The sequence below is a fragment of the Bifidobacterium sp. LH_417 genome (genome assembly GCF_056357035.1).
In genome coordinates, this window is record NZ_JBKEVI010000001.1 from 198237 (window position 1) to 215478 (window position 17242).

Here is a 17242-nt window from a genome sequence, read left to right on the forward strand (position 1 = left end):
GGGAGACAAATGGTCGGGTTGTGTCATCAATGGCTTCACTATGTGTACCGGTTCCTCAAGTCGAGGAACATGGTCTTCGGGACGGTATTGGTCCAGCGATATCGAGAAGGTTCTCCGTACCGGTCCTATGCAAAGGCACTGCAAGCAAACTTAATGAATTACAGAAAGCGTAATGATATGAATCTAGAGAACGCCTTGACATTGGAAGAACGGTACAAGCTGATGCCAGACGTCACCGTCACCGATGGTGAACAGGTCATCCGCGGTTGGCTGAAGCGTAATACACCGCTCACTATGGACGACTATACGACGATGCTCGCATTGCGCGGATATGACATGAACCGTTACGCATGGTGCTTGGAAACTGATGGCGTGCCTGTCAATGGGCAGTTGCCTTGGGAGCGCGTACTGGATGAGATTCTGAAACATGTCGATGGAATCGATTCCCCTGCAAACGGGGATTACGCGACGTTCATCATGCCGTTCGTAAAGTATGCGATGCGCCACATCCTGGATACCGCGATCCATGGTCCCCTGATGTGGAATGAGGACGCCTGCGTCGAAGCATGTGCTACGGCGTTGTCCGGTAGGCTGCTGCAGATTGCCTTGAAGACGTTGGTATGGGTTTTCCGTCGCGAGATGAATCCCAATGAGGATACCCATATGCTGGGCCGTCCGACGTTCTCCAACCATGATGAATTCATCGTATGGCTGGGAACCCGGGAAGCATACGATGCTGTCTTCGGCTCCTACCCCGTGCTTGCCCGGAAGCTGACGGAAACGACGGTCCGTTTCATCGATTTCATCCGTGAATTCGCCATGCGTGTGGAACACGATGCGGAGGATATCCGTTGCTTCCTGCATATTACGGAGCGACTCCGTGTCGGAGAGATCACACTCGATAGCGGTGATTGCCATGATGGCGGCAGATCGGTCATCCTCTTGACCGTGAATGAGGGGCAACGTATCGTCTACAAACCTCGGCGGTTATCCATTCATGGCTTTTTCCGGAGGCTTGCCGGTGAGTGCGAACGATATGAGGGGTTCCTGCCACTACGTGTTCCCGATATCCTTGATGAAGGCGATTACGCGTTCGAGGAATACGTCGGACACCATGAGTGCCGCGACGGGCATGACATCGAAGATTACTTCACACGGTATGGGGAACTCATCGCTCTGATCTGGTTCCTGAACGGCAACGACATGCATTACGAGAATATCGTGCCTGATGGTGCCTATCCACGCATCATCGACTATGAGACGGTAGCGGCGAACCGGGTATCATTGAGGCGATCGTTGCCGCAAGCCGATGACATGGTCTTGAATCGCTTGAGCTGTTCCACGCTGGCGAACTGTCTGCTGCCATCACGCATGCCGCTCGGCGACCAAGGGCAGAAAGTGGACATCAGCGCTTTGGACCCGCATGACCAAACGATACATGATGGTGCACTGGTGCCGGTCGGCTTGGACTCCGATCTACCGCGGTACGAGCGCCATGACGTGGTCGTGTCGAAGAACGGCATCGCTGTGCGTCAAGGTCGTGACGTGGTGAATCCCGCGGAATATGGAACCTATATCATCAGAGGCTTCGACAAGACGATCGATGTGTTGCAGAGCATTCCCGAGGAGTACATCGACGGGTTGTTCGATACGCATCCCTTCACATCCAGAATAGTCGCCCGATCCACGAGCGGGTACGCCAGATTCCTCGGATTCACCAATCATCCTTCCGTGTTGCGGGATATGCGCAACGTCGAATCGGTATTGGAGAACCTGTATGCATATCCCTATCGGGACAGGCGGATATGCCTCAGTGAATATGACCAGTTGTTGAATGGGGACATCCCCATGTTCACTGCGGAATCGGACTCAAGGTCGATGACCGGTTGTGACGGCACCGTCATCGCGGATGCGTTCGACCGATCGATCAGACAGCTCGTTCTCGAACGTAAGCGAAATCTCATGAAGGAAGTGCCGTTGGAACGCCGTATCCTGCGCAATGCCCTCGGAGGCTTCGACGCGAAGAACCCTGTCTCGTATACGCTATGCGGAGACGATACGTCGGTTAGGTGTGACCGTGCCTCGTATATGAATATGGTGGAACGGTTCGTTCATGCCATGACGGATGACGCTTATGTCGGAGACGACACCATCTCCTGGATGGTTGCCCGTCGCGACGAGGAACAGGGGAGCGAGGAACGTTATTCTCCCGGTATGCCGGACAAGGATCTGTACATGGGGCAAGGCGGGATCTGCCTGCTGATGGCGCAATTGGCTCACGAAAACGGTGATATACGACTCAAGACCCTTACGGATTATTGCCGCCGATCCCTGGTGGGGGTGCGCGCTGCAAACGCTACTCCCTCGGCATTCTCCGGCATGATGTCGCAAGTATATGTCGCAATGCGATTGGACCGCATATGCGGGAATCCGCAGGTGAATGATTATCTGAAACGAGCCGCACATGATTTCCCAATGCTGGTCAACGATATCATCGCACGATTGACGTCCGAGACCACGATAGGCGAGGGAGTGCCGAGTTCGGTGAACCTTGATTATCTGACCGGTGCGTCAGGAGCGATGGCGTTGTATCTGCGCCTTCAGAATATGTATGGGAATGACTCGTTGCGGAATCCGCTATGCAGACTCGCCGATACAGTCATGGATTCGGCAACACGGCTATGGGCGGATACGGTGAATGACGACGTGGAGACGTTCCCCTCCGGTGCCGCGCACGGCATGGAAGGCATGGCCGTCACGTTCTGGCGTTTGTTCCGTCGGATGGGTGAACGGAGATACGGTGAGTTCGCGCATGATCTATGGCGTCATGCCATGGGAAGAAGGGGCGCGCAAGGCGAGCGTTCCGGTATCAAATGGTGTCGCGGCGATATCGGTGTCCTTTGGTCTCAGAACGAACTTGAATCCGTGAACGGTCCGGAGAAAGAGCCGTTCTTCAATACGGATACGCCACCTGCATATCAGGACAAGGAAGGAATCGGCCGTCTGCTGGAGTCGGCGCGGTGGACGGACGACACCGTCTGCCACGGTAGGTGCGGGGCCATCGACACGTTGGTGTCCATGTACCACACACATCAAGATGATTGGTATCTGCGTCAGGCGCGGGGACTATTGGACGACATGGTCGCCGAAGCCAAGCAAGCAGGTCATTTCAGACTCGGCCGCATTCCCGAATTCGTCGATTCATCATATTTCCTCGGACCGGTCGGAATCGCATACACGATGCTTCGTGTTCAAGACCCCTCGATTCCTTCCATCCTCGCATTGGAAATCGGAGAACAGGAGCAAGATAATGAATGATAATACCGCTTGGATGATCCGCGTCGACCACCTGAGCTTCGCCTACAAGCACAAGGTGCCCGTGCTCAAGGACATCGACCTCACGGTTCCCCAAGGCCAGTCGCTCGGCATCCTCGGATACAACGGCGTCGGCAAGACTACGTTGCTCAACCTCATGATCGGCCTGCTGCGCCCGCAGCAGGGGGAATGTGCAATCAACGCCGCACTCGTGCCTGCGATGCGCGATGTGTTCGAGATGACCGAACTGGGCAACCTCATCGATACGATGACCGTACGCGACAACATCCGGTTCCGTGCCATGCTGTTCGCCGACCGGCAATCCGGGCACCGGTTCGATATGGCGGCGCTCGCGGACCAGCCCCTGGTCAAGGCGTTCGAACTCGGCGACCAGCTCGACAAGAAGGTCTCCGAGTTGTCGTCGGGCCTACGCAAACGCGCAGGAATCGTCGCCGGCATGTTGTTCGACCCGCATGTGATCATGCTCGACGAGCCCACCAACGCCATCGACCCGATGACGCGCAAGCTGCTCATCGACTACGTGAACGAGCTGCGCGCCGACGGGCGAACCCTGCTGACCGTCACCCACGACCTCGACTACTGCTGGAAGGTGACGGATCGCATCATCGTGCTCGACCATGGTCGTATCGTGGAGGATGCGCGCATCGCCGACTTCGCGGATTACGCGTCCTTCGAGCATGCGGCCACGCTGGGGCGTGAGGACCGTAAGGTCGACTTCGGCGTCAGGAAGACGACGCAAGCGCATGCGTAGAATCCGTTTCATCGAACAAGGGGAACACAGCGAGTGCGGACTCGCCTGCGCGGCCATGGTGGCCGACGCGTTCGGTGTCCGCATCTCTATGGAGGATCTGCGTGCCCGGTACGGTGCGCCACGAGGCGGACTCAGCATCGGACAGGTCGGCACCGTGCTTGCGGATCTCGGTGTCGATGTGCGAGGGCTCAGGGCTCCCAGTGTGGAATCCATGACAAGGGAAGTGATGGTGCCATGTGTGCTGCATTGGGATGACCATCACTTCGTCGTGCTGGAGCGGTTTGCGCATGGACGATTCCACGTGGTCGACCCCGCCGATGGAAGGCATGTCCATGATTCCAGGCAGATGGCCGAACACTGTTCCGGAGCGCTGCTGGAACCGACTGCAAAGATGTCGGACATGCCGGTGCCGCACCGGCTTTGGCGCAACGCGACGTTGGATATTCTACGGCGGTTCCTATCGGTTCACCCGTGGCTGTCCGTCGCAACACTGCTGTTGGCTCTCGCGGTACAGGGGCTTACGCTCATCGTACCGACGGGAACCCGCTATCTGATCGACCATCGGTCCGTGGTCGGCGACGACGGATTCCTCCACGTGGCCGTGGGCGCACTGCTCGCATCGGTCCTGACGTATTATCTCGTATCCGCGCTCAATACGCTCGTGCTCACCCGTGTGCAAATCGAATTCGGGCGGTATCTGTTCGGCAGATACATGAGCGGTGCGCTCGGCCGTGACTTCACGTTCTTCGTGAACCGTTCCAGCGGCGACATGATCTACCGGGCCAACCTCGTCATGGTCGTCGAACAGATGCTCACCGGCGGGTTGACGAATACGCTGATCTCCTTCGTGTTCCTCGTCGTCTATCTGGTCATGATGATCGCCTACTCGATGCCGCTGACCGTGATGACGCTGGTCATCTGTGCGTTGGTGCTTGTGATATCCATCATGTATGCGCGGTATAACCGCCGGTTGACCGATCTGGAAATCGCCGCGCAATCGGACGTGCAGCGCTCGTTCATCGAAACCTTCTCCGGCATCGAGACGGTGAAGAGCCTGAACCTCGAGAATGAGTTCTACGACCGATGGGCAGACAGGTTCGGCAGACAACTGCATTGGCAGACCGTACGCGGCAGACTTGAAGCGGGACTGTCGTCTCTGTCTTCGGCTCTGGTGTTCGTATTGCCGCTGTGCGTGGTGACGTTCGGCATGGTTCTCGTGCATTCCGGAGACATCGGATTGGGTACCGTCGTCGGTTTTATGACGTTGTCTTCATCGTTTGCCGGTCCGTTCTCCGGCATCGTCACCGCCATCGGTCAGTTCGCGGCCGTCGGTTCATACATCCACAGAATCTGCGAGATCATCCCCGAGCATCTGCCCGTGATCGACGGGGAGAAATCCTTCGGGGTCGTCGCCAAGCAGGGTGATTCCTCCATCGGGACCATGAAATCCTTGAACGCGCGTCGAGTCGGTTATTCGTATACGGCGTTCGAGCCGCCCGTGGTGCATGATGTGGACCTTGATGTTCGTCATGGTGACAAAATCGCCATCGTCGGGGCAACGGGGTCAGGCAAAAGCACGTTGCTGAAGATGCTTGCCGGACTCATCCCGCCCACAAGCGGGCAGATTCTCGTCAACGGGAGCAAGCCGATTGATGACATGGCCGGATGGTGGAAGATGAGTCGTCTCGCATTCGTCCATCAGGATGCGGTCGTGTTCAATGACACGCTGCGGGCGAACATCAAGCTGGAACGTCCTTGGATTCGTGATGAACAGATACATAAGGTATGCCGGATGACCGGTATCGATGATTGCATGATGAATCCGGCGGCAGGACTGGACACCATGATCAGCGAACGCGGCATGAATCTGTCTGGCGGACAGCGGCAGAAGATCTCCATCGCCCGCGCGTTGGTCGATAAGCCTGGATTTCTGCTGATGGACGAACCGACCAGCGCGCTGGACAATGATACGGAACGCCGCATCATGCGCGGCATTCTCGACTCACCGGCCGCCTGCGTGGTCGTGGCGCATCGTCTTGCCTCGATCCGTGATTTCGACCGTATCATCGTAATGGATCGCGGTGTCATCGTCGAATCGGGCTCGCATGACGAACTCATGCGAGCCGGTGGTTTGTATGCACGGCTCTACCGCGCCGACCAGTGAATCTCCGGATATGGTGTGTCCCCTCTCCGAAGAGAGGGGACACACCATATCGACCGGGAACCGAATCATTCGGTGGCGGTGGAGTAGAGCTTGCCGCCCTGTGCGGCGTACTTCGCGCTCATCTCGTCGAGGCCGGCGCGGATCTCCTCCGGGCTCAGCACATTGGCGGAGACGACGCCGTCGGCCGCGGCCGAAGCGGCATCCGCTGTGGCCGGGATGCGGCCGGCGAGCGAGTCCTTGACGATCTGCTCCTGCGCGGCGGCGCCGCCGAACGCCTTGCGGATGTTCTGCGAGATGGCCATCGAGCAGAACTTCGGGCCGCACATCGAGCAGAAGTGCGCCATCTTCGCCGGCTCGGCGGGCAGCGTGTCGTCGTGGAACGCGATCGCGGTGTCCGGGTCGAAGGAGAGGTTGAACTGGTCGAGCCAGCGGAACTCGAAGCGGGCCTTCGAAATCGCGTCGTCACGGTCCTGCGCGTGCGGGTGGTGCTTGGCGATGTCCGCCGCGTGGCAGGCGATCTTGTACGCGATCACGCCCTGCTTGACGTCGTCCTTGTTCGGCAGGCCGAGGTGCTCCTTCGGCGTCACGTAGCACAGCATGGCGGTGCCGTAGCGTGCGATTTCCACGCCGCCGATCGCGGACGTGATGTGGTCGTAGCCGGGGGCGGTGTCGGTGGTGAGGGGGCCGAGCGTGTAGAACGGGGCGCCCTTGCACACGGCCTTCTCGATCTCGATGTTCATGCGCACCGTGTCGAACGGCACGTGGCCCGGGCCCTCGATCATGACCTGCACGTCCTTCGCCCAGGCGCGCTCGGTGAGCTCGCCCAGCGTCATCAGCTCGGAGAGCTGCGCCGCGTCGTTGGCGTCCGCGAGGGAGCCGGGGCGCAGGCCGTCACCGAGCGAGAATGCCACGTCGTACTTGGCGAAGATGTCGCACAGCTCGTCGAAGTGCGTGTACAGGAAGCTCTCCTGATGGTGGCGCAGGCACCAGTCGGCCATGATCGAGCCGCCGCGGGAGACGATGCCGGTCATGCGGTTCGCGGTCAGCGGCACGTAGCGCAGTAGCACGCCCGCGTGGATGGTCATGTAGTCGACGCCCTGCTCGCACTGTTCGATCACGGTGTCGCGGAACAGCTCCCAGGAGAGCTTCGAGGCGTCGTCCTCGACCTTCTCCAGCGCCTGGTACATCGGCACGGTGCCGATCGGGACGGGGGAGTTCCTGAGGATCCACTCGCGGGTGGTGTGGATGTCGTTGCCGGTGGACAGGTCCATCACGGTGTCGGCGCCCCACTTGGTGGCCCACGTGAGCTTCTCGACCTCCTCGTCGATGGACGAGGTGACGGCCGAGTTGCCCATGTTCGCGTTGAGCTTGGTGAGGAAGCGGGAGCCGATGATCATCGGCTCGGCCTCCGGGTGGTTGATGTTGCACGGCATGACGGCGCGGCCGGCGGCCAGCTCGGAGCGCACGAGCTCCACGTCGCAGTTCTCGCGGGTCGCGACGTACTGCATCTCCGGGGTGATGATGCCGTGGCGGGCGTACCACATCTGGGTGACCGGGTGGTCCTTGGCGCGCATCGGCTTGTGCGTGCGTCCACGCCATTCCTTCGTGGCGCGGCCGCGCTTGATGGCGCGCTTGCCGTCGTCCTGGAGGTTGCGGGCGCGGCCCTCGTAGTCCTCGATGTCGCCGCGGTCGCGGATCCAGTCGAGGCGCAGGGGCTTCAAGCCCTCCTTCGGATCGCACTTCGGGCCTTCGGTGTTGTAGTCGATGAACGGCGGGTTCGGGCCGACGCCGGGCGTGTCGGAGAGCTTGATCTCCGTGTACGGCACTTCGAGGTCGTAGGAGCCGTACTGGTAGTCGAAGTGGACGGGCTTGGTCTTGCGGATGTGGGCCTTGTCGCGCTGCTTGGAGCCGCGGGCGGCGATGTCGACGCGCTGCTGCTTGGCGAGCTTCTGCGCCTCCTTCGCCTCCTTGGCGTTCGTGAACTTCTTCTCGGAGGCCTCGGCACCCGGCTTGGCGGCGCCCTCCTGGGCGGCCTGCGTGTCGGCGGCCGGCGTATGGGTCACGATGCGCGGGGCGTAGCCGTGGCGCTTGTCGCCGCGCACAGCCTTCCAGCCTTCGACCATCGCGCGGGTGGCCGCTTCGGGGTTCTCGGCGCCCGCGATGGCGGAGACCGCGAACCAGCCGGCGGCCTTCGTGCCGGCGAGCATCGCCATGTCGGCCGCGGTCACGCCGCCGCCGACCACGACCGGGAACTCGCTGGCGGCGCAGATCGTGTCGATCTGGCGCGCGTCCAGAGTCTTGCCGGAGCCGTCGTTGCCGCCTACCGAGGCTTCGGGCTTGGTGGAGGAGACATGCAGCGGGCCGGCACCGATGTAGTCGATGCAGCCGTCGGGCAGCTCGTTGATGAGACGGACCAGCGATTCGGTTTCGGCGGACAGGCCCACGATCGCCTCGTCGCCGAGCAGGGCGCGGGCTTCGCGCGGTTCCATGTCGGTCTGGCCGATGTGCACGCCGTCCACCTTGATGCCCTTGCGGCGGGCCTGCCAGACGACGTCCGCGCGGTCGTCGATGACGAACGCGACCGAATCGGACTTGCCGGCGTCCTCGATGATCTGCGCCACGTCGCGGGCCATCTCGGTCAGTTCGGAGGCGTCGGCGCCCTTGGCGCGCAGCTGGATGAACGTCGCGCCGCCGTGCAGGGCCTGGTCGACCACGTCGGTCAGCGGTCGGCCCTTGCAGTCGTCCGGCCCGACCACGAAGTACGCGGACAGGTCGAACGCGTCGCGCATGGACGCGTACGGGTATTCGTTGCTCATTTCTTGTTCCTTTGATTGGTTGGTGGATAAGTGTCGAGTGCCGTATGGCGGCGATGGGGAACCACCCCACCCGGATGAGCCGGGAGCCCCGCCGGCGGGCGGGAAGGGGTGATGGAGTTAGTTGACGAGGATTTCGCTGGCGGCGATCTGGTCGGGAGTCGTGTTCCACAGGGCGTCGAGGAAGGCGACCTGGAATGATCCGGGGCCGTTCGAGACCTTGTCGGCGGCTTCGCCGGCGCGGTCGTACAGCGCGGTCGCGGCGAGCGCGGCGGTCAGCGGGTCCGCGACGGCGAGATAGACGGCCGTCACGCCGCCGAGCGAGCAGCCGGCACCGGTGATCTTCGCCATCATCGGGCTGCCGCCGGGAAGACGGTAGACGCGTCGTCCGTCGGTGACGAGGTCGCTTGCCCCGGAGACGGCAACGGCCGCCTCACCGCCGGGCGCGGACCCGGCGAGGAATCGGGCGAGGATCTTCGCCGGGTCGATGGCGGCTTCGACTTCGTCGACGGATTCGACGCCCGCCGGGCGCGTCGCGTCGTCGGGGGAGAAGAGGCCCCACATCGAGGCCAGGGCGATGATCTCGGAGGCGTTGCCGCGCACGATGGTCGGCGGGGCGGCGCGGAAGGCGCGCAGGATCTCGGTGCGGGTGGCGCCGATGCCGGCCGCAACCGGGTCGAGCACCCACTGGTGGCCGGCCTTGTGGAAGGCCCGGGCGATCTTCGGCAAGGCGTCCTTGTAGAAGGGCAGCAGCGTGCCCACGTTGATGTAGTCGGCGCCGGACATGGACGCGGTGTCGATCACATCGTCCGGCAGGAAGCTCATCGCCGCGGCGCCGCCGGCGGCGAGCTGCGCGTTGGCGACGAGGTTGATGGTCACGAAGTTGGTGAACGACTGCGCCATCGGCGTGCGTTCCCTCACCGCCTGCGCGGCCAACCGGATGCGGTCGCGCGTATCGTCGTCGATGGGTTGCGATGGTTCGCTCATATCTCACTGCTCCCTACGCTGGTCTTAACCAACAGGTTCAAAGGGTCGGGCGTGTGCCCATCTCAACCCGCCGAGTGGCTACGGGTTCCCCTGCATTGCGTTATCGGTTTCGACGCTATGCGCCAATATGGACAACCTGTGACGAATCCGCGCGTGGGCACGCCGAACCTCTTGCGTGTCGCGGGTCATCGTGGTAACCACGACGGCTTCTCCCCGCCGGTCGGCGTATACCGGTAGTCTGAACAGGTTGTAAGACCCCAAACCGTTCAAACCAGAAGGTGCATTGTGGCTCAGTCCAAACTTGATGAAGTCGTGTCCCTCGCGAAGCGTCGCGGATTCGTGTTCCCCGCCGGCGAGATCTACGGCGGTACCCGTTCCGCTTGGGACTACGGCCCGCTCGGCGTCGCGCTGAAGGACAATATCAAGCGCGAGTGGTGGCGTTCGATGGTCGTCACCCGTCCCGACGTCGTCGGCGTCGACACCTCCATCATCCTGCCGACCCCGGTGTGGGTCGCCTCCGGCCACGTCGCCGTGTTCAACGACCCGCTGGTCGAGTGCCTCAACTGCCACAAGCGCAACCGCGCCGACAAGCTGCAGGAGTCCTACGCCGAGAAGCACGGCGACAAGCTGCCGGAGAACGGCATGGCCGACATCGTCTGCCCCGATTGCGGCACCCGCGGCAAGTGGACCGAGCCTCGCGACTTCAACATGATGCTGCGCACGCACCTCGGCCCGGTCGAGGACGAGAACAGCCTGCACTACCTGCGCCCGGAGACCGCGCAGGGCATCTTCGTCGACTTCAAGAACGTGATGACCTCCTCGCGCTCCAAGCCGCCGTTCGGCATCGCCAACATGGGCAAGTCCTTCCGCAACGAGATCACGCCCGGCAACTTCATCTTCCGCACCCGCGAGTTCGAACAGATGGAGATGGAGTTCTTCGTCGAGCCCGGCACCGACGAGGACTGGCACCAGTACTGGATCGACGCCCGCACCCAGTGGTACCTGGACCTCGGCGTCAAGCCGGAGAACCTGCGCCACTACGAGCACCCGAAGGACAAGCTCGCCCACTACTCGAAGCGCACCGTCGACATCGAGTACAAGTTCGGCTTCCAGGGCTCCGACTGGGGCGAGCTCGAGGGCGTGGCCAACCGCACCGACTTCGACCTCTCCGCGCACGCCAAGCACTCCGGCGAGGACCTGAGCTACTTCAACCAGGCCACCGGCGAGAAGTACGTCCCGTACGTCATCGAGCCGGCCGCCGGCCTGACCCGCTCCCTCATGTGCTTCCTGGTCGACGCCTACGACGTGGACGAGGCCCCGAACACCAAGGGCGGCGTCGACAAGCGCACCGTCCTGCGCCTCGACCCGCGTCTCGCCCCGGTCAAGGCCGCCGTGCTGCCGCTGAGCAAGAAGCCGCAGCTGCAGTCCGTCGCCCAGGATCTGGCCGCCGACCTGCGTCAGAACGAGTGGATGATCGACTACGACGAGTCCGGCGCCATCGGCCGCCGCTACCGTCGCGAGGACGAGATCGGTACCCCGCTGTGCATCACCGTCGACTTCGACACCCTTGACGACCAGGCCGTGACGATCCGCGACCGTGACACGATGAACCAGGAACGCGTCGCGCTCGACAAGGTCGCCGACTACGTGGCCGCCCGCATCGGCGAGAAGCGCACCCGCGTGCCGATGAAGCCCGTCGCCATGGGCGGCGAGGCGTGGCCCGACTCCGTGAAGATCAACGAGGCCGGCGGTCTGTACTGACCGGCGATTCAGGTGACTCGTTCCCGCTGGCGGAGAGACCGGCGTGAGCTGGATGAGGGCGGTTCGTCGGCTCCGATGACCACCCTCAGTCTCGCCTACGGCTCGACAGCTCCCGCCAGCGGGAGCGGGAATGAGAATAGTCGTTCCGGATGCCGGTGAACGGCTCGACAGCTCCCGCCAGCGGGAGCGAGAGGACATATGGAAACCATCATCAACGCACCGCATGAGACGGACGATCTCGACCCGCGCACGGACGCGCCGCGTCGCGCGGCCGGCGAGCCCGCTCCCGCCATCGCGCCGGTGAGGATCGGGAACATCGACGTGCCCACGCCCGTCGTGCTGTCGCCGATGGCCGGCGTGACCAACTGGCCGTTCCGCGTGATCTGCGAGGAATACGGGCCGGACGGCCTGTACGTCGCCGAGATGATCACTGCACGCGCGCTCGTCGCCCGCAACCCGAAGGCGCTGCGCCTATGCCGGTTCGCGCCCACGGAACGCGTGCGCTCGCTGCAGCTGTACGGCGTGAACCCGGCGATCGTCGAGCAGGCGGCCAGAATCGTCGTCGACGAGCATATGGCCGACCATGTGGACCTCAACTTCGGATGCCCCGTGCCCAAGGTGACGCGCCGCGGCGGCGGCTCCGCCCTGCCATGGAAGACCGACATCTACACGGACCTCATCCGCCGCGTCGTCAAGGTGTGCGGCGAGGCCGGCATCCCGGTCACCGCGAAGATCCGCGTCGGCATCGACCACGATCACGAGACCTTCCTCGAAGCCGGCCATATCGCGCAGGAGGAGGGGTGCGCGGCCGTTACGCTGCACGCGCGCACCACCGCCGAATACTACGGCGGGCATTCCGACTGGAGCCGCATCGGCGAGCTCAAGGAACGACTCGACGTTCCCGTGTTCGGCAACGGCGACATCTGGGGCGCGGATGACGCGCTCGCGATGATCCGCGAGACCGGATGCGACGGCGTCGCCATCGGTCGCGGATGCCAGGGACGCCCGTGGCTGTTCGCCGACATCCGGCACGCCTTCGCAGGGTCGGACGAGCGGTTCAACCCGACGCTCGGAGGGGTGTGCCGCGTGATCCGCCGTCACGCCGAGCTGCTTGTCGAGTTCTACGACGGCGACGAGCGCATGGCCGTGCACGATCTGCGCAAGCACATCGCCTGGTACCTCAAGGGATTCCCCGTGGGGGGAAACACCCGCAAGGCGTTCATGGAATGCGAGTCGCTTGCCGACGTGGATCGCGAGATCGCGCGCCTCGACCCGGCCGTCACATTCCCCGAGCGCGTGGTGGACAAGCCGCGCGGACGCGTGCGCTTCGCCAAGAAGGTGCATCTGCCGTATGGCTGGCTCGAGTCGCGTACCACCAGCCATGAGGAGCGTGAGACGCTCTTCGGAGACGACCCCATGGACGCCAGTTACTGAAAACGTCGTCATCGCCGTAAAATACGCGCTACACGCGCGAAAATATCACACAATACGGGGTAGCCCTGCGCTAGTCTAGGGTGTAACCGTGAAGTGACAGGAGCCAAACGTGAGCGAGAACGCCCAGACTGAGTTCAACGACAAGACCAACATCAAGGTCGTCGGTGTAGGCGGCGGCGGCGGAAACGCCGTCAACCGCATGATCGCCGAAGGTATGCAGAACGTTGAGTTCATCGCCGTCAATACTGATGCCAAGGATCTGCTGCGTTCCGAAGCCGATGTGAAGATCGCCCTGTCCGACCAGTCCAGCCGTGGGCTCGGTGCCGGAGCCGACCCCGAGAAGGGCGCGAAGGCCGCGCAGGACCACCAGTCCGACATCGAGGAGGCCCTCAAGGGCGCCGACATGGTGTTCGTCACCTGCGGCGAGGGCGGCGGCACCGGTACCGGTGCCAGCCCCATCGTCGCCCGCGCCGCCCACCAGCAGGGCGCGCTCACCATCGCGGTCGTCACCCGTCCGTTCTCGTTCGAGGGACCGCAGCGCTCCGCGTCCGCCGAACTCGGCATCGACAACCTGCGTCAGGAGGTCGACGCCCTCATCGTGATTCCGAACGACCGACTGCTTGAGCTGTCGGATCGCTCCATCACCATCATGGACGCGTTCAGGACCGCCGATTCGGCGCTGCTGTCCGGCGTGCAGGGCATCACCGATCTGATCACCTCCAATTCCTACATCCACGTCGATTTCGCCGACGTCACCGCGATTCTGCGCGGAGCCGGCACCGCGCTGTTCGGCATCGGCTCCGCGCGCGGCGAGGACCGCGCCACCCAGGCCGCCGAGCTGGCCATCAGCTCGCCGCTGCTCGAGGAGAGCATCGAAGGCGCCCACGGCGCGCTCATCAACGTCGCCGGTCCGACCGACATCGGCCTGCAGGAGGCGTCCGCGGCCGTCGAGCTCGTGCGCAAGGCCATCCACCCCGAAGCGCAGATCATCTGGGGTCTCGCGCTCGACGACGCCTACGGCGACGAGGTGCGCGTCACCGTCATCGCCGCCGGCTTCGACACCGCCAAGGAGGCCGCCAAGGCCAACGCGGCGCAGCCGCTCGCCGTCGCCGCCCAGCAGGCGCACGCGTCCCACAACGCCGCTCCCGCGCAGCCCGCCGTGCCCGCCCAGCAGCCCCAGCCGGCCGCCACTCAGCCTCAGCCTCAGCAGACCGCTCCCGCTCCGGCTGCTCCCGCGCAGCCCGCTCCGGCCCCTGTGCAGCCGGCCGTGCAGCCGCAGTCCCAGCCGGTCCCCGTCCAGCAGCCCGTGGCCCCGCAGCCCCAGCAGCCCGCACAGACGCCGTTCACCTTCGCCCCGACCACCGGCAACATGCCGGCCCAGCAGCCGTACCAGCAGAACCCCTATCAGGAGTACCCGTACGCGCCCGACGCGAACGATCCGGCCGGGGATCTCGACATCCCCGATTTCCTGCGCTGACGGCACGGCGACGCAACGACGACGAGAAAGGGTTAAGTCATGGCAGGGTTCATGAAGAACGCGATGTCCTATCTGGGCATGTCCGACGTGTCCGAGAACGATGACGACTTCGACATCGACGAGGAACCGGAGACGCCGGAGCCTTCGGGCTCGTTCGACTCCGACCATACGGTGACCCCGATGCCGTCGAAGCCCGTCGTCTCTGCGACGGCGTCGCCGAGCCAGTCTTCCGCGTCCGGCTCGCGTACGGCGAGCCCGTTCCAAGGCAGGCTCAGCCGCATCACCACCATCCACCCGAAGTCCTACGAGGATGCGCAGATGGTCGGTCGTGCCATTCGGGACGGCATTCCCGTCGTGCTCAACCTCACCGGCGTGCCGGAGGCCATCGCCTACCGCATCGTGGACTTCTCCGCGGGCGTCGTGTTCGGCGTGCACGGTTCGATGGAACGCGTCACACCGCGCGTGTTCCTGCTCAGCCCCGCGCAGGTGAACATCAAGGTCGAGGAGCCGTCCAACGCGAACAGTGCCCGCGACCTGTTCGCCGACTGATTCCGGACGTCGAGTCTTTCGTCGAATCCACGCCCCACGGCCATGTCGGTCGCGGGGCGTCTCGCTATGTCCACAGCGAACACACAGGTTGCTCCCAGCGGGGTTGATACGGTGGAAGCATGCTGTTCCTCATCCTGATGCGCATCGTCGATGGCATGATCGACGCGTACATCACCATCCTGTTCATCCGCATGATCCTCGACTGGATTGCCGTGCTCTCCCCGCGCTGGTATCCGCGCGGCGTTGTCGCCAGGCTCATCAACATCGTGTACACCGTGACCGAGCCGCCGCTGAGATGGCTGCGCCGCTACATCCCGCCGCTGCGTCTCGGTGCCGTCGCGCTCGACATGAGCTTCATCGTCCTGTACTTCCTCCTCGTCGTGCTGCGCGCGGTCATCTGAGTTCCTCGCATTCGGGATGTCCGAAGCGCGAAAGCGCGTGTCGGACATCCCATAAACGCGGGAAAACTGCGTGAATGCTGGGGGTACGTGCTAATGTCATATGTTGATACCAACGTAAGCGAGGCACAGCCCCAAAGCGAGGTGTAGATTTATGGCTCTGTTGACGCCTAAGGACATCAGGGAGCGCACGTTCCAGACGGTGCGTTTCAAGGAAGGATACGACGTCGACGAGGTCGACGATTTTCTCGACCAGGTCACCGAGACCGTCGAGGCGCTCGGCAAGCAGGCCGTCGCCGGCCAGTCGACTCAGGCGCTGGGTCCGGACGTGACCGCCCTCAACAAGAAGATCTCCGAGCTCGATGCAACGGTGCAGCAGCTGCAGGGAGAGAACAACCAGCTCAAGGCCGCGGCCGAGCAGGCCGCCGCCGGTGGTGATCAGGCGCAGGCCGTCGCCGCGAAGCTGGCCGAGGCGGAGACCTCCAACAAGACGCTGGCCTCCCAGAACGAGCAGCTCAAGGCCCAGAACGACCAGCTCAACGCGCAGATCGACCAGCTCACCGCGCAGGCCGCGCAGGCTTCCGGCAACCAGGATGCCGTCGCCCAGCAGATCGCCGCGGTCCAGAAGGAGCGTGACAACTTCCGCGCCCAGGCCGAGGACATGGCCCGCAAGATCGCCGCCTTCCAGCAGCAGGCCGCCGGTCTCCAGCAGCAGGCCCAGCAGGTGCAGGAGCTCACCCGTCAGCTCGAGGAGTCCAAGAAGCGCGAGAACCAGCTGCGCGAGCAGGTCGCCAAGGTCGAGCCCGACACCGAGACCGGCTCCCTGCGTAAGATCGCCGGTGCCGCCGCCGGTGCGGGCAGCGAGCCCGAGCGCGCCACCGCCATGCTCACCCTGGCCATGCAGCTGCATGACCAGTACGTGGACAAGGGCAAGGCGAAGGCCAAGGAAGTCACCGAGAAGGCTCAGAACGACTACAACGAGCTCATCGGTAAGGCCAACGACTACTCCAACCGCACCCGCACGGAGGCCGACGAGTACAACAAGCGCGTCCACTCCGATGCCGACGCCTACTCGAAGCGCACCCGTTCCGACGCCGACGCCTACTCGGTCAAGACCCGTCAGGACGCCGACACCTACCTCGGCGCCAAGCACAACGAGGCCGACCAGTACGAGGCCGAGGTCCAGCGCCGTGCCGCCGAATACGACCAGAAGGTCCGCAACGCCGCCGACGAGTACGGCAAGCAGACCCGCAAGGAAGCCGACGCCTACGGCGAGAAGACCCGCAAGGAAGCCGACGCCTACGGCGAGAAGACCCGCAACGAGGCCGAAGGCTACGGCAAGAAGACCCGTACCGCCGCCGATGACTACGCGAACCAGGTGCGCGAGAACCTGACCAACGAGGCGAAGGCCATCGAGGGCAACATTCAGGGCCTCAAGCAGTTCGAGACCGAGTATCGCGCCCGCCTCACCGAGTTCCTCGGCCAGCTGGTCAACCAGGTGTCGGACAACAACACCTACAACCAGACCGAGCAGTCCGGCGACTGATCGCAGGTCCTCATCTCGGTATGAAC

General features: G+C 63.3%; 11 protein-coding genes and 1 riboswitch. Of the genes, 9 read left to right on the forward strand and 2 right to left on the reverse strand.

Annotated elements, in window-relative coordinates; translation table 11 throughout:
- Nucleotides 1-177 precede the first annotated feature (177 nt).
- Genes lanM through AC1AYR_RS00770 form a run of 3 tightly spaced genes read left to right on the forward strand, consistent with a single transcriptional unit; the run spans nt 178 to nt 6251 of the window.
- The gene (gene lanM, locus AC1AYR_RS00760; RefSeq protein WP_476511072.1) at nt 178-3318 is read left to right on the forward strand and encodes a type 2 lanthipeptide synthetase LanM; all 3141 of its coding nucleotides are present in this window, start codon (nt 178-180) and stop codon (nt 3316-3318) included.
- On the forward strand, nt 3311-4087 hold the full coding sequence (locus tag AC1AYR_RS00765; RefSeq protein WP_476511071.1) for an ABC transporter ATP-binding protein: 777 nt from the start codon (nt 3311-3313) through the stop codon (nt 4085-4087). The genes lanM and AC1AYR_RS00765 overlap by 8 nt, the downstream gene beginning before the upstream one ends.
- Nucleotides 4080-6251, forward strand: coding sequence for a peptidase domain-containing ABC transporter (locus AC1AYR_RS00770; RefSeq protein WP_476555124.1), 2172 nt, complete (start codon nt 4080-4082; stop codon nt 6249-6251). The genes AC1AYR_RS00765 and AC1AYR_RS00770 overlap by 8 nt, the downstream gene beginning before the upstream one ends.
- A 65-nt stretch (nt 6252-6316) precedes the next feature.
- Here AC1AYR_RS00770 and thiC read toward each other — a convergent pair whose 3' ends face one another.
- On the reverse strand, nt 6317-9067 hold the full coding sequence (gene thiC, locus AC1AYR_RS00775; RefSeq protein WP_476511070.1) for a phosphomethylpyrimidine synthase ThiC: 2751 nt from the start codon (nt 9065-9067) through the stop codon (nt 6317-6319).
- Between the two features lie 117 nt (nt 9068-9184).
- The gene (gene thiM / locus AC1AYR_RS00780) at nt 9185-10051 is read right to left on the reverse strand and encodes a hydroxyethylthiazole kinase (RefSeq protein WP_476511069.1); all 867 of its coding nucleotides are present in this window, start codon (nt 10049-10051) and stop codon (nt 9185-9187) included.
- A riboswitch (TPP riboswitch) is annotated at nt 10045-10153 on the reverse strand. (Overlaps the previous gene by 7 nt.)
- Nucleotides 10154-10336: 183 nt before the next feature.
- Between thiM and AC1AYR_RS00785 the strand changes: the two genes are divergently transcribed.
- The 6 genes from AC1AYR_RS00785 to AC1AYR_RS00810 all read left to right on the forward strand — a co-directional run bounded on the left by AC1AYR_RS00785 (nt 10337) and on the right by AC1AYR_RS00810 (nt 17216).
- Entirely contained in the window at nt 10337-11812 is a 1476-nt protein-coding gene (locus AC1AYR_RS00785; RefSeq protein WP_476511068.1) for a glycine--tRNA ligase, read from the forward strand.
- 198 nt (nt 11813-12010) lie between these two features.
- Complete coding sequence (gene dusB / locus AC1AYR_RS00790; protein WP_476511067.1) at nt 12011-13246, forward strand: tRNA dihydrouridine synthase DusB; 1236 nt, start codon at nt 12011-12013, stop codon at nt 13244-13246.
- A gap of 109 nt (nt 13247-13355) precedes the next feature.
- Nucleotides 13356-14723: a cell division protein FtsZ gene (gene ftsZ / locus AC1AYR_RS00795; protein ID WP_476511066.1), complete on the forward strand. Its 1368-nt coding sequence runs from the start codon at nt 13356-13358 to the stop codon at nt 14721-14723.
- 39 nt (nt 14724-14762) lie between these two features.
- The gene (locus AC1AYR_RS00800; protein ID WP_101622093.1) at nt 14763-15272 is read left to right on the forward strand and encodes a cell division protein SepF; all 510 of its coding nucleotides are present in this window, start codon (nt 14763-14765) and stop codon (nt 15270-15272) included.
- A gap of 119 nt (nt 15273-15391) precedes the next feature.
- Complete coding sequence (locus AC1AYR_RS00805; protein WP_101622094.1) at nt 15392-15673, forward strand: YggT family protein; 282 nt, start codon at nt 15392-15394, stop codon at nt 15671-15673.
- Nucleotides 15674-15824: 151 nt separating this feature from the next.
- Complete coding sequence (locus tag AC1AYR_RS00810) at nt 15825-17216, forward strand: DivIVA domain-containing protein (RefSeq protein WP_476511065.1); 1392 nt, start codon at nt 15825-15827, stop codon at nt 17214-17216.
- The last annotated feature ends 26 nt before the right edge of the window (nt 17217-17242 follow it).